A 13262-nucleotide genomic window follows, 5' to 3' on the forward strand; every position below is an offset into this window, starting at 1 on the left:
GAGTGTGCCCTATGTTGGATGCGTTAGATAAAAAAATTATTGCTATTATGCAAAATGATTTGCCGGTGGTTGCCGAACCGTATCGTGATATTGCCGGTCAATTGGGAATTACGGAAGAAGAGCTTTTGCGCAGGCTGAACCAGTATTTTGCGCAAGGAAAAATTCGCAAAGTGGGTGCCGTGTTAAGGCACCGGGAGGTCGGTTTTTCCGCAAATGCGCTGTGTGCTTGGCAGGTCCCGGAAGAACGCCTGGAAGAGGTGGGCCGGCAGGCGGCCAAATCCAGCTATATCTCGCACTGCTATTCCCGCGAGCAGGGGGCAGACTGGCCCTATAATTTTTATACCATGGTACATGCCCACAGCCAGGAGGAATGCCGGATGATGGTGGAAGACTTTGCGGCTGAGAACGGGTTGGACGCTTATAGGATGTTGTTCAGCACAAAAGAATGGAAGAAAACAAGTATGCGCTATTTTCAGGAGGAGTTATAAAAAAACGGATAGCTTCGTAGCAAGGTTGCTCTGGCGATTTGTGTAGAAAAATGAAATAAAAGAGTGGACATTCTGGCGGACAGCATGTATCATAGATATTGACTTTCTTTAAAGGTGATAATACAGTGAAAAAAACAATGTTTGATATTGTACAAAATGATTTGGTCACCCTGGAAACGGAACTTCTTTCTGTGGTACAATCGCCGGTGAAGTTAATTTCCGATATTGGCACTCATCTGACCCAGGCCGGCGGAAAACGGCTGCGACCAGCTTTGTATTTATTATGTGCTAAAAGCAGAGCCGAGGCGGATACGGCAGAACGGGCCATTCCTATGGCAGTGGCTATTGAACTCATACATATGGCAACCTTGGTACATGATGATGTCATTGATGAAGCGGCTACCCGTCGTGGTCAGATCACGGCCAATGCGCGCTGGGGAAATCATTCCTCAGTTTTAGCCGGTGACTATCTGTTTGCTAAAGCATTTTCCCTGATTTCCGGCCTTGTTAACAACAATATGCTGAAGATTTTGGCGGAAGTTATTTGCTCCATGTGTGAAGGTGAGATTATCCAAAACAAGGATATCTATAATCCGCAGCAAACCGAAGAGGAATATCTGGTGAGGATTGCCAAAAAAACGGCTGATTTTCTGGCAGCCAGTTGCGTACTGGGAGGCATGACGGCGGAGCTTTCCGAAACGGAGTTGGCAGCGCTTCGCTGCTATGGCTACAGTCTGGGTATGGCTTTTCAGATTACTGACGATATTTTGGATGTTACCGCCTCTTCCGAGCAGCTTGGTAAACCGGCGGGCAATGATCTCCGACAGGGTATTGTGACGCTGCCGGTGATTTACGCTTTGCAGCATAGTGCTGACAGGGAGGAACTGCGCTCCATTGTAACCGAACGCAATATGGCGGACGGTCAGGTGGCGCGGGGGCTCGAAATCATGCATGGAACTAAGGCGGTTGAGTATTGCTATAGCCGGGTGGATGATTATTTGAATGAGGCCCGGCAATGCCTGCCGGCGTCTTTACCGGAAGAAATCCGGGAAACCTTGATTACCATTGCCGATTATGTCGGCTTACGCAATTATTGATTGAAATTATAATATTATCTGGCGATAAACCGTAAGTGGGCCGATGACAGGCTTGGTTGCCACAGGGCTTACCAGTTATTATATAGGCAATAGGGTATACTACAGGAGACGTTTAACGTCTCTGTTTTTCTATTAGGGAGCCAGTGATGGAAAGAGGCTGTCGGCATGGCGGGAGATTTTTTCGCCTGGCAAGAAAGAAAAACTGAGGAGTAGTTGGGCTATTTTAAGGTTTTGCTGACGCAGCCAGGTGGGAAAAAATCCGTCAGGACGCGCGGGGCGAATGAATCAGTGGTCTGTCTAACCTGAAGCCATAATTACTTTCACGTGCCTTTTTCGCAATGCTTTGTTGTTGTCTTACCTATGTTCGGTAGGCGCTCCTCCTTCGCCTCGCCTTGCGGAAAAACCGCGAATTCTTTTACGCTTTCAAAGTAGAATGACCACTAGGTTGTTTTTTAGAGTAGGAATAGGTATAATGAGTCTGTGTAAATAAAGTCGGAAGGTGATATGACAATGTTTAATATTGGTATGACCGAATTAATATTGATCCTGGTTATTGCTCTTGTCGTATTTGGTCCCGGCAAACTGCCGGAGGTAGGCAAGGCATTGGGTAAAGGGATTCAGGAATTCCGCAAGGCAACGAGCGGCGAATTGACGAAAGAAGAAACAAAACCGGAAGTCAAAGCTGAAGAAAAAAAGTGAGGCAGCTTGCATGACTAGTATAGAGAGCAAAGAGGAGGAAACAACGGTTGTTTCCTCCAATATTGGTGAAATGTCACTGGTTGATCATTTGCAGGAACTCCGTAAGCGGATTATTATCAGTCTTATTGCGGTTGGCATTACAAGTACAGTGAGTTATTTTTATGCCGAAAAATTAGTGAACTTTATTGCTGCTCCTGCCGGTAAATTGTATTTTATGAACCCGGCAGAAGTTTTTTTTACTTATCTTAAGGTTTCTTTTTTCGCCGGTTTTTTGGCGGCTTTGCCTGTGGTACTGTACCAGCTATGGGCTTTTATTGTACCGGCTCTTACCCGGACCGAACGGACGCTGTCCTTTATTTTGATTCCGTCATCGGTGGTGCTTTTTTTTGCCGGTGTGGTTTTTTCTTACTTTTTTGCATTGCCGGCGGGACTGAATTTTTTCCTTGGCTTTGCCACGGAGAATTTGCAGCCCATGTTTTCTCTGGGGGAATATCTATCTTTTGTTATTTCTTTTTTGCTGCCCTTTGGCTTTGTTTTTGAGCTTCCCTTGTTTATTCTAGTATTGGCGAAACTGGGCGTCATTGGGTCCGCCTTTTTAAAAGCTAAACGCAAGGTCGTTTTAGTACTGGCTTTTGTAATCGGTGCGGTCATTTCGCCGACTCCAGATATATTTTCCCAGACGATGATAGCCGTACCCATGCTGCTTTTATATGAATTAAGCATTTTTATGGTCAAATATTTGCTGCGTAAATAAACAATATATACACGATATATACGAGGGGATTCATGGAAAGGATGAGCTTATGGCTTTTACCGATTTAAGAGAGTTTATCGAAGCCCTGGAAAAGCGGGGCTGGCTCAGGCGCATTGCACAAAGCGTTGATGCCGATTTGGAGATTACCGAAATTACCGACCGGGTTTCCAAAATGAAGGGTGATAAAAATGTTGCCCTCCTGTTTGAAAATGTGAAGGGCTATGATATGCCTGTATTGATGAACGCTTTCGGCAGTATGGAACGGATGGCGCTGGCTTTTGGCGTCGAGAAGGTGGACGATATTGCCGACGAAATTCGCAGCATTTTAAAACTACCGCACATTTCCCTGCAAAATAAACTGGACTTGGTAAGGATCATTCCCACCGCCAAGCGGGCGATTAATTTTCCGAAATATGTGAAATCAGCGCCCTGCAAGGAGGTCATTATTAAAGACCGGCCGTCGCTGGCTAAGTTTCCCATACTTAAGTGCTGGCCGGGGGACGCCGGGAAATTTATTACCCTGCCGCTGGTTTTTACGAAAAATCCGCTAAACGGCAAACGGAACGTTGGCATGTACCGTCTGCAGGTATTTGACGATAATACAACAGGTATGCACTGGCATATACATAAAAACGGCGCTGAAAATTACCGGGCCTACCGGGAAAAGGGGCTGGACCGCATTGAAGTGGCAGTGGCTATCGGCGGTGACCCGACGCTTACCTATGCCGCGACGGCACCGCTGCCTAAAGATATTGACGAAATGGTTTTCGCCGGTTTTTTACGGAAAAAATCGGTGGAAATGATTAAATGTGAAACGGTGGATGTGGAGGTTCCCGCTCAGTCGGAAATCGTACTGGAGGGGTATGTGAAAATTGACGAGGTAAGGCGGGAAGGCCCCTTTGGCGACCACACCGGCTACTATTCGCTGGCCGATGACTATCCGGTCTTTCATATTACCTGCATTACGCACCGGAAAAATCCAATCTATCCGGCGACTGTCGTTGGCAAGCCGCCGATGGAAGACTGCTATCTGGCGAAAGCCACCGAGCGGATCTTTTTACCGCTATTGCAGGCCCAGTTACCGGAAATTATTGATATTAACCTGCCGCTGGAAGGCGTATTTCATAATTGTGCAGTCGTGGCAATCAAAAAGAGCTACCCTCAGCATGCGAAGAAAGTCATGCATGCTATTTGGGGGATGGGGCAGATGATGTTTACTAAAATGGTGATCGTAGTCGATTCCCATGTCAATGTGCAGGATATGAGTGAGGTTTGGTGGCGCGTCTTTAACAATATTGACGCCCGCCGGGATATTGTCATGGTGGATGGTCCGCTGGATGTGCTGGATCACTCCTCGCCGATGCCCAACTGGGGTACCAAAGTGGGCATTGATGCGACCAAGACCTGGCCGGAGGAAGGCAATCATCGCGAATGGCCCGATGAGATTGTGATGTCCGACGAGATAAAACGGCTAGTGGACGCCAAATGGAAGGATCTTGGTCTTGAATAAACTCAAAGCGCATCTGGAAAACATCGCACTATCCCATTCGGTTTTTGCCCTGCCCTTCGCGTACATGGGGGCTATCCTTGCCGTGCAGGGAATCCCGGCTATGGGCGATCTGTTTTGGATCACCTTAGCCATGGTGGGCGCTCGCAGCGCGGCTATGGGGTTAAACGCCTTAATTGATTTAAAATATGACCGGCTCCATCCCCGCTTTACCAAGCGGCCGATGGTAACCGGCGCTGTCACTCCCGGTGAAGTTGTGTTGCTGATTGCGGCAAGTCTTGGCGTATTTGTGCTGGCTGCCGCCCATCTGCAGCCGGTTTGTGTGAAACTGGTGCCTCTGGCGGTTATTCCGCTGGCGGTGTATCCTTATATGAAGCGAGTTTCCTGGACCTGCCACTTGGTGCTTGGTCTGGCCCTGTCTATTGCGCCGACCGGCGCCTGGATTGCGATTACCGGCTCGCTGGCCTGGCCGGCCGTGTACCTGGGACTGGCTGTAGGAATCTGGATTGCCGGATTTGATGTGATTTACGGCTGCCAGGATGTCGCATTTGATAAACAGCACGGTCTTCATTCGATGCCTGTGCGGTTTGGCATACCCGGAGCATTGACGCTATCCCGGTACATGCATGCCTTCAGTATTGGCTGTTTTGGGCTGGTTGGCTATCAATTGCAGCTGGGAGCTATCTATTTTGGTGGCGTGATTTTAGCGGCTCTGGTGCTTATTTATCAGCACCGCCTGGTGAGTGACGGCGATTTCAGCCGGGTAACACAGGCCTATTTTATGAGAAACGGTCTTGTAGGCATTTTTATTTTACTTTTTACTATGCTGAATTTTTTACTATAAAAACCACGAAGGAGTGACGCAGCATTGTCGGCGCAACTATTGGATGGAAAGTTTTTCGCCAGCCAGATCAAGGAAGAAACCAGGAAAAAAGTTGAAATATTAAAGCAACAATATGACATTACACCGGGGCTGACGGTGGTGATTGTCGGCGAAAATCCTGCCTCCCAAATCTATGTGGCGAACAAGCATAAAACCAGCCTGGAGATGGGGGTACATTCCCAGGTCATTCGTTTGCCGGAGCAGGTTAGTAAGGAAGAGCTGTTGACGGTGATTGACGGTCTGAACCAGGATCCGGCGGTTCATGGCATCCTGGTGCAACTGCCTTTGCCGGAACATATAAAACCCTATGAAAGCGAGATACTGGAAGCGATTCAGCCGGCAAAAGATGTGGATGGTTTCCATCCGGTCAATGTGGGTAAACTGGCTACCGGACAGGAAGAACTGGTACCCTGTACGCCCCATGGCTGTATTCGTCTCCTGGAACTGGCCGGCCTGCCGATAAAAGGGAAGCGGGCGGTCGTGCTGGGGCGCAGCAATATTGTCGGTAAGCCGATGTTCCATTTATTGCTGGCCCGCCATGCGACAGTAACCGTTTGCCATTCCTGCACACAGGATTTGGCGGCCATAACCCGTGAAGCCGATATTCTGGTTGCCGCCATCGGCAAACCTAAATTTGTTACCAGCGATATGGTAAAACCGGGAGCGGTTGTCATTGACGTGGGGATTAACCGGGTGGGCGATAAGAAGATTGTCGGCGATGTCGATTTTGACGCGGTCAAAGAGATTGCTTCAGCAATTACGCCGGTACCGGGCGGTGTGGGAGTACTGACCATTGCCATGCTGCTCTATAATACAGTCAAAGCGGCCCAAATTCAGCATAAGGTACAGGTTTAAGGAACCGTATTTAGCTTTGGATAAAATACAAAACTGGGGGAGGGTTCAGGTTGAAAAGTGATGTGGAGATTGCCCAGGCGGCGGTCATGAAGCCCATCCTGGAAGTAGCCCGTGAACTGGACATTCCGGAAGACGAAGTAGAACTGTATGGTAAACATAAGGCTAAAGTTTCGTTAGCGACCTGGCAGCGCCTGAAAGATAAACCCGACGGCAAATTAGTGCTGGTGACAGCGATTAATCCGACGCCGGCCGGCGAAGGCAAGACGACGACCACCGTCGGTCTTGGCGATGCGCTGCGGCGGCTGCAAAAGAAGGTAGTTATTGCCTTGCGGGAACCGTCGCTGGGACCCTGCTTTGGCATCAAGGGTGGTGCCGCCGGCGGCGGTTACGCCCAGATCGTACCGATGGAAGATATTAATTTGCATTTTACCGGTGATTTTCACGCGATTACCACGGCGCACAATTTGCTGGCGGCTGTGATTGACAATCACATTCATCATGGCAATGAACTGGGAATTGACCCCCGCCGTATTACCTGGCGCCGGGTGCTGGATTTGAACGACCGGGCGCTCCGGTCAGTCATCTGCGGTTTGGGTGGCAAGGTAAATGGCGTGCCCCGCGAAAGCGGCTTTGATATAACGGTAGCCTCCGAACTGATGGCCATTCTATGTCTTGCCAATGATCTGATGGATATGAAGCGGCGGATTGGACGAATTGTCGTGGCCTACACCTACGAGGGAAAACCGGTAACAGTGGAGGAACTGCAGGTCACCGGCGCTCTGACGCTGTTATTCAAGGATGCCATCAAGCCTAATTTGGTGCAGACCTTGGAGAACACCCCGGCTTTTGTGCATGGCGGGCCCTTTGCTAATATTGCCCATGGCTGTAATAGCGTGACGGCCACAAAATATGCCTTGAAGCTGGCCGATGTAGTTGTCACCGAAGCCGGTTTTGGCGCTGATCTGGGGGCCGAGAAATTCCTCAATATTAAGTGTCGCTTTGCCGGTTTAAAACCGGCGGCGGTAGTTATTGTGGCTACTGTCCGGGCGCTTAAAATGCACGGCGGTGTGCCGAAACCCGATTTAAACAGGGAAAATCTGGCCGCTCTTGATTCGGGCATACACAATTTGATTAAGCATATTGAAAATACCCATAAATTCGGACTGCCGGCGGTGGTAGCCATTAATGCCTTCCCGAACGACACGCCGGCCGAACTGCAGCACGTGAAGGAAAAGTGCCTGGCTATGGGAGCGGAAGTGGCTATTTCCGAGGTATGGGCCAAAGGCGGTGCCGGCGGCACGGAACTGGCCGAGAAAGTCTTGGCCGCCTGTGAACAGGAAAGCAGTTTTACTTATATCTATGATGAAAAAGCGCCGATTAAGGAGAAAATTACTGCTATTGCCAGAGAAATCTATGGCGCAGATGGCGTGAATTATACCCCGGGAGCGGAAAAAACCATTCGGGAGCTGACCGAGCTTGGCTTTGATAAGACACCCGTTTGTATGGCCAAGACGCAGTATTCACTCAGTGACGACATGACCAAACTGGGGCGGCCGCAGGGCTTTACCATTACGGTACGTGAAGTCCGGGTAGCGGCCGGCGCCGGCTTTTTGGTAGCCCTGACCGGTGAAATCATGACAATGCCCGGTTTGCCGAAAAAACCGGCTGCAGTCAATATGGATATTGATGAGCAGGGAACGATTACCGGGATTTTTTAATAGGAATAGATTAGTTTTCACTTAAGGAGGATTATCGTGTATAAAATACTCTTGAAACAGGAATTGGCGCCCAATGTAAAGCTGTTTAAAATGCAGGCGCCGCTGATTGCCAAAAAAGCGCAGCCGGGCCAATTTGTTATTTTGCGGATTGATGAAGATGGGGAACGGGTGCCTTTGACCATTGCCGACTTTGACCGTGAAGAAGGCAGTATCACGTTGATCTTCCAGGAAGTTGGCGCATCGACGAAACTGCTGGGCACTTTGAACGAGGGCGACAGCCTGCTGGATCTGGTTGGTCCTTTAGGCAAACCGACTCATATTGAAAACTTCGGCACCGTGGTTTGTGTCGGCGGCGGCATTGGAATTGCACCGGTGTATCCGATTGCCCGGGGCATGAAGGCGGCCGGCAATGAGGTGATCTCGATTATCGGGGCCCGAAATAAGGAGATTTTGATTTATGAAGAGGAAATGACGGCTGTCAGCGATACGCTGCATATTGCCACCGATGATGGCTCTAAAGGCATTAAAGGATTTGTTACCGATCCTTTAAAGCAAATGATTGCCGAAGGGAAGAAAATTGATTTGGTTGTTGCCATCGGTCCGGTGATCATGATGCGCAATGTGGCCGAAGTCACCCGTCCTTATCAGATTCCTACCGTGGTCAGCCTGAACCCGATTATGGTGGACGGAACCGGGATGTGCGGCGGCTGTCGTGTGTCGGTCGGTGAGGAGAATAAATTTGCCTGCGTAGACGGACCGGAGTTTGATGCTCATAAAGTCGACTTTGCCGGTCTGGTGGCGCGGCAGCGCATGTATATTCCGAAAGAAAAACAGTATGCCGAACACTGTGCGTCAACCAGGGAAGGGGGATGCAAATGTCACTCTCACTAAAGAAGAATGCTATGCCCGAACAGGATCCCAAGGTAAGGGCCCGCAATTTTGACGAAGTGGCGCTGGGCTATGAGGCCGAACTGGCTCAGGCCGAGGCTTCCCGCTGCCTGAACTGTAAAGCTGCTCCCTGCCGGAAGGGTTGTCCGGTGGATGTCGATATTCCGGCGTTTATCAAGCATATAAAAGAAGGCGACATGGAAGCCGCCATTGCCAATATAAAAGAAGTTAACGGCTTGCCGGCCATTTGCGGCCGTGTTTGCCCCCAGGAAGACCAATGCGAAAAGTTCTGCGTACTGACCAAAAGAGGCGAAGCGGTCGGCATTGGCCGCCTGGAACGCTATGCAGCCGATTACGCCCGCCAACAGGGTGAAAGTGCGGCAACTGCCGCTGCGGCGGCAGTCGGACAAAAGGTAGCTGTCATCGGTTCCGGTCCGGCCGGCTTAAGCGCTGCCGGTGAATTGGCTAAAAAAGGCTATGCAGTTACGATTTTCGAGGCGCTCCATTTGCCGGGCGGCGTGCTGATGTACGGTATCCCCGAATTCCGTCTGCCGAAAGAGATTGTGCAGGCGGAAATTGACGGCCTCCGCCAGATGGGTGTTACTATCGAAGTAAATGCGGTTATCGGACGAACCTTTACGGTAGACGAACTGATCGAGGAGGAAGGCTTTGATGCTGTATTCATCGGCACCGGGGCCGGACTGCCCCACTTCATGCACATCCCCGGTGAAAATTTCAACGGCGTATATTCAGCCAATGAATTTTTAACCCGCTGCAATTTGATGAAAGCATACCGTTTCCCTGATACGGGTACACCCATTCATGTGGGCAAAAAAGTGGCCGTTGTCGGCGGCGGCAATGTGGCGATGGATGCGGCCCGTACGGCATTGCGGCTGGGGGCGGAAGAGGTGCATATCGTATACCGCCGTTCCGAGACCGAACTGCCGGCCAGACTGGAAGAAATTCACCATGCCAAAGAGGAAGGCATTATTTTTACGTTGCTGACGGCGCCGGTAGAGGTGCAGGGCAATCAGGAAGGCTGGGTTACCGGCCTGAAATGCATCCGCATGGAACTAGGTGAACCGGACGCTTCGGGCCGCCGCCGGCCGGTGGAAATTCCCGGCTCCGAGTTCGTGCTGCCTACCGATACGGTGATCATCGCCATCGGCCAGGGGCCGAACCCGCTGGTCCAGTCCACCACGAAAGGCCTGGAAACGAATAAGAAGGGAAATATTGTGGCCGATCCCGAAACCGGCGCCACCAGCAAGCCTGGTGTATTTGCCGGCGGCGATATCGTGACAGGGGCTGCTACCGTTATTTTGGCTATGGGCGCCGGCAAGAAGGCTGCTGCCGCCATCGACGCTTATTTAAGCGGCAAACGGGCCGGTCAGGCTTGACATTGTCTGCGTTAGGCAGTATAGTGTAACTGATATATGGTTAAAAGGTTATGATGGGAAGAGTAGGTTCATGACTGGCTGTCAGAGAAGAGATCCTTGGCTGTGAGATCTCCCGGCGCAGTAGGGCCGAAGGTCATCCCGGAGCCGCCGCATTGAACGAAAGTCAGTAGGTGCGGCCGAATCACCGCGTTATGGTGTTTGAGTCCGGCGGAAGGCAGCTTTTGCCGGAGAAGCAAGGTGGTAACACGAAAGCAGGCTCTTTCGTCCTTTCCGGGGCGAAAGAGCTTTTTTGTTATGATTTTATCCTTCAGGAGGTATAAACATGGAAGAACAACAGATTGCTACTGTGTACGATCCGCAGACAGTAGAAAAAAAATGGTACCAATTTTGGGAGGAAAACCAGCTGTTTCATGCAGCGGCCGCATCGGATAAGGACCCGTACAGCATTGTGATTCCGCCGCCCAATGTAACGGGACAGCTACATATGGGACATGCGCTAGACAATACGCTGCAGGATATTTTAATCCGCTGGCGCCGGATGCAGGGCTATAACACCCTGTGGATGCCGGGCACCGATCATGCCGGTATTGCCACGCAGATTAAAGTGGAAGAAATGCTGGCCAAGGATAATGTCTCTCGCTATGATTTAGGTCGGGAGGCGTTTATCGACAAGGTATGGGAGTGGAAAAAGCTCTACGGCAGCCGCATTCTCACTCAGTTGAAAAGCCTGGGCGCCTCCTGCGACTGGGAGCGGGAGCGCTTTACCATGGATGAAGGCTGCTCCAAGGCAGTGCGGGAAGTTTTTGTAAGCTTGTACGAAAAGGGGCTTATTTACCAGGGCAACCGTATTACCAATTGGTGTCCCCGCTGCCATACGGCGTTAAGCGATATTGAGGTGGAGCACGAGGAAAAGCCGGGGCACTTATATCATGTTCAATATTTTGTTGAAGGCAATCCGGACGAATCGCTGATTGTTGCCACCACCCGACCGGAAACCATCCTGGGCGATACCGCCGTAGCCGTTCATCCGGAAGACAGCCGTTATAAACAGCTTATCGGCAAACATCTGATATTGCCATTAGTGGGACGCAGCATTCCGGTTATCGCTGACGAATATGTCGATCCAGCCTTTGGAACCGGTGCCGTCAAGGTAACGCCCGCCCATGATCCGAATGACTTCGAAATGGGCCTGCGCCATGAACTGCCGGAGATTATCGTTATCGAACCGAATGGTACCATGTCGGAAAGCACCGGTAAATACAGCGGTCTGGACCGCTATGAATGCCGTAAGCTGTTAGTCAGCGATTTAAGGGAACAGGGCTTCCTGGTGAAGATCGAGGATCATTCCCACGCGGTTGGGCATTGCCAGCGCTGCGCGACGGTGGTGGAGCCGTTAATCTCCAAACAGTGGTATGTGCGGATGCAGCCTTTGGCCGAACCGGCTATTGAAGCTGTGCGGTCGGGTAAAATAAAATTTGTTCCTGAGCGGTTCACGAAGATTTACTTAAATTGGCTGGAAAATATCAGAGACTGGTGCATATCACGGCAAATCTGGTGGGGCCATCGCATCCCAGCCTGGTACTGTGCCTGCGGTGAAACAGTCGTTTCCCGCAATTCACCGACGGCCTGCCCGAAATGCGGCGGCAGCCTGGAACAGGACCCGGACGTGCTGGATACCTGGTTCAGCTCGGGGCTTTGGCCTTTTTCCACTATGGGCTGGCCGGAACAGACCGAGGAACTGAAAAGCTTCTATCCGACCAGCGTGCTGGTAACCGGCTATGATATTATTTTCTTCTGGGTGGCCCGCATGATTATGATGGGACTGGAATTCCAGCAGGACATTCCGTTTGAGCATGTCTTTATTCACGGTTTGGTTCGGGACGGCCAGGGTCGGAAAATGAGCAAATCCCTGGGTAACGGCATTGATCCGCTGGATGTTATCGAAAAATACGGCGCCGACACGCTGCGCTTCACGCTGATTACCGGCAATACTCCAGGCAATGATATGCGGTTTTACTGGGAGCGGGTGGAGTCAAGCCGCAACTTCTCCAATAAGCTGTGGAACGCTTCCCGCTTTGTCCTGATGAATCTGACCGATTTTGATGCGACCCAGCGGCCTGATCCGGCGTCCTGTACGCTGGCCGATCAATGGATTTTGAGCCGTTACGCCCATACTGTGGAAGCTGTTACCCGTAATCTGGAGCGGTTTGAACTGGGGGAAGCCGCCCGCCTGCTGTATGAATTCATTTGGAATGAGTATTGTGACTGGTATATCGAGCTGGCAAAACCCAGACTGTATAATAAAGAACAGGCTGCAGCGAAGAGGACGGCCCAATATGTATTATGGCACGTGCTGGAAAATACGCTGAAACTGCTGCATCCCTTCATGCCGTTTATTACGGAAAATATCTGGCAGCACCTGCCCCATGACGGAGTCAGCATTATGGTAGCCGCCTGGCCGGCCAAGGAGGCGGAATATGTAAATGGTGCCGCCGAGCAGCAGATGGAAACCATTATGGAGACTATCAAGGCGGTGCGCAACATGCGGGCCGAGGTCAATGTGCCGCCCGGCAAAAAGAGTGAAGCCATTTTACAGGCCGCCAACGAAGATATTAAGCAGGTATTGACCGATAATGTACAGTACCTGAAAACGCTGGCTGCTTTGGAGCCTGTGTTGATTACGGACAGCAGCCAGGATAAACCGGCCAATGCCATGACGGCCGTTGTGAACGGCGTGGAAGTGTACTTGCCGATGAAAGGGCTGATTGATATAGAGAAGGAAACAGCCCGGCTGAATAAAGAACTGGCGTCGCTGGACAAAGAACTGAGCCGTCTGGCCGGCAAGCTGGCCAACGAAGGGTTTGTCGCCAAAGCACCGGCCGATGTCATTGCCAAGGAACGGGCTAAGGAACAGGAATACGGGGAGAAAAAAGCGGCGATCCAGGAACGGCTTAGCTACCTGGAAGCATTATAAAG

11 protein-coding genes and 1 other annotated feature are annotated in these 13262 nt (G+C 50.9%); all 11 genes read left to right on the plus strand.

Annotated elements, in window-relative coordinates; all coding sequences use genetic code 11:
* Window positions 1-11: 11 nt before the first annotated feature.
* Window positions 12-488 (plus strand): siroheme decarboxylase subunit beta, encoded by a 477-nt coding sequence (gene ahbB / locus F3H20_RS00075; RefSeq protein ID WP_149732967.1) that lies wholly within the window; start codon window positions 12-14, stop codon window positions 486-488.
* 137 nt (window positions 489-625) lie between these two features.
* Window positions 626-1585, plus strand: coding sequence for a polyprenyl synthetase family protein (locus F3H20_RS00080; protein ID WP_149733276.1), 960 nt, complete (start codon window positions 626-628; stop codon window positions 1583-1585).
* Between the two features lie 510 nt (window positions 1586-2095).
* On the plus strand, window positions 2096-2284 hold the full coding sequence (locus F3H20_RS00085) for a Sec-independent protein translocase subunit TatA/TatB (RefSeq protein ID WP_091752039.1): 189 nt from the start codon (window positions 2096-2098) through the stop codon (window positions 2282-2284).
* A 10-nt stretch (window positions 2285-2294) separates the two neighbouring features.
* Window positions 2295-3038 carry a twin-arginine translocase subunit TatC gene (gene tatC / locus F3H20_RS00090; protein WP_149732968.1) on the plus strand — a complete coding sequence of 248 codons (744 nt, stop codon included), beginning with the start codon at window positions 2295-2297 and terminating at the stop codon, window positions 3036-3038.
* 49 nt (window positions 3039-3087) lie between these two features.
* Window positions 3088-4548 carry a menaquinone biosynthesis decarboxylase gene (locus tag F3H20_RS00095; RefSeq protein ID WP_149732969.1) on the plus strand — a complete coding sequence of 487 codons (1461 nt, stop codon included), beginning with the start codon at window positions 3088-3090 and terminating at the stop codon, window positions 4546-4548.
* On the plus strand, window positions 4541-5389 hold the full coding sequence (locus tag F3H20_RS00100) for a UbiA-like polyprenyltransferase (protein ID WP_149732970.1): 849 nt from the start codon (window positions 4541-4543) through the stop codon (window positions 5387-5389). Before F3H20_RS00095 ends, F3H20_RS00100 begins: the two co-directional genes overlap by 8 nt.
* Before the next feature lie 24 nt (window positions 5390-5413).
* Window positions 5414-6283 carry a bifunctional methylenetetrahydrofolate dehydrogenase/methenyltetrahydrofolate cyclohydrolase FolD gene (folD, locus tag F3H20_RS00105; protein WP_149732971.1) on the plus strand — a complete coding sequence of 290 codons (870 nt, stop codon included), beginning with the start codon at window positions 5414-5416 and terminating at the stop codon, window positions 6281-6283.
* 50 nt (window positions 6284-6333) lie between these two features.
* Window positions 6334-8001, plus strand: a complete 1668-nt coding sequence (locus F3H20_RS00110; RefSeq protein WP_149732972.1) for a formate--tetrahydrofolate ligase — start codon at window positions 6334-6336, stop codon at window positions 7999-8001.
* A 36-nt stretch (window positions 8002-8037) separates the two neighbouring features.
* On the plus strand, window positions 8038-8892 hold the full coding sequence (locus F3H20_RS00115; protein WP_149732973.1) for a sulfide/dihydroorotate dehydrogenase-like FAD/NAD-binding protein: 855 nt from the start codon (window positions 8038-8040) through the stop codon (window positions 8890-8892).
* A complete protein-coding gene (gene gltA / locus F3H20_RS00120) occupies window positions 8877-10286 on the plus strand; it encodes an NADPH-dependent glutamate synthase (RefSeq protein WP_149732974.1) in 1410 nt (469 codons plus the stop codon). Before F3H20_RS00115 ends, gltA begins: the two co-directional genes overlap by 16 nt.
* A gap of 41 nt (window positions 10287-10327) precedes the next feature.
* Window positions 10328-10558, plus strand: a binding site (T-box leader).
* Between the two features lie 50 nt (window positions 10559-10608).
* The gene (locus F3H20_RS00125) at window positions 10609-13260 is read left to right on the plus strand and encodes a valine--tRNA ligase (RefSeq protein ID WP_149732975.1); all 2652 of its coding nucleotides are present in this window, start codon (window positions 10609-10611) and stop codon (window positions 13258-13260) included.
* The last annotated feature ends 2 nt before the right edge of the window (window positions 13261-13262 follow it).

Source organism: Propionispora hippei DSM 15287 (assembly GCF_900141835.1).
Taxonomy (GTDB): Bacteria; Bacillota; Negativicutes; order Propionisporales; family Propionisporaceae; genus Propionispora; species Propionispora hippei.

What these genes read in the sequence shown, in the direction of transcription:
- ahbB (WP_149732967.1), top strand. Translation starts at nt 12, where the DNA reads ATGTTGGATGCGTTAGATAAAAAAATTATTGCTATTATGCAAAATGAT.
- F3H20_RS00080 (WP_149733276.1), top strand. Translation starts at nt 626, where the DNA reads ATGTTTGATATTGTACAAAATGATTTGGTCACCCTGGAAACGGAACTT.
- F3H20_RS00085 (WP_091752039.1), top strand. Translation starts at nt 2,096, where the DNA reads ATGTTTAATATTGGTATGACCGAATTAATATTGATCCTGGTTATTGCT.
- tatC (WP_149732968.1), top strand. Translation starts at nt 2,295, where the DNA reads ATGACTAGTATAGAGAGCAAAGAGGAGGAAACAACGGTTGTTTCCTCC.
- F3H20_RS00095 (WP_149732969.1), top strand. Translation starts at nt 3,088, where the DNA reads ATGGCTTTTACCGATTTAAGAGAGTTTATCGAAGCCCTGGAAAAGCGG.
- gltA (WP_149732974.1), top strand. Translation starts at nt 8,877, where the DNA reads ATGTCACTCTCACTAAAGAAGAATGCTATGCCCGAACAGGATCCCAAG.
- F3H20_RS00125 (WP_149732975.1), top strand. Translation starts at nt 10,609, where the DNA reads ATGGAAGAACAACAGATTGCTACTGTGTACGATCCGCAGACAGTAGAA.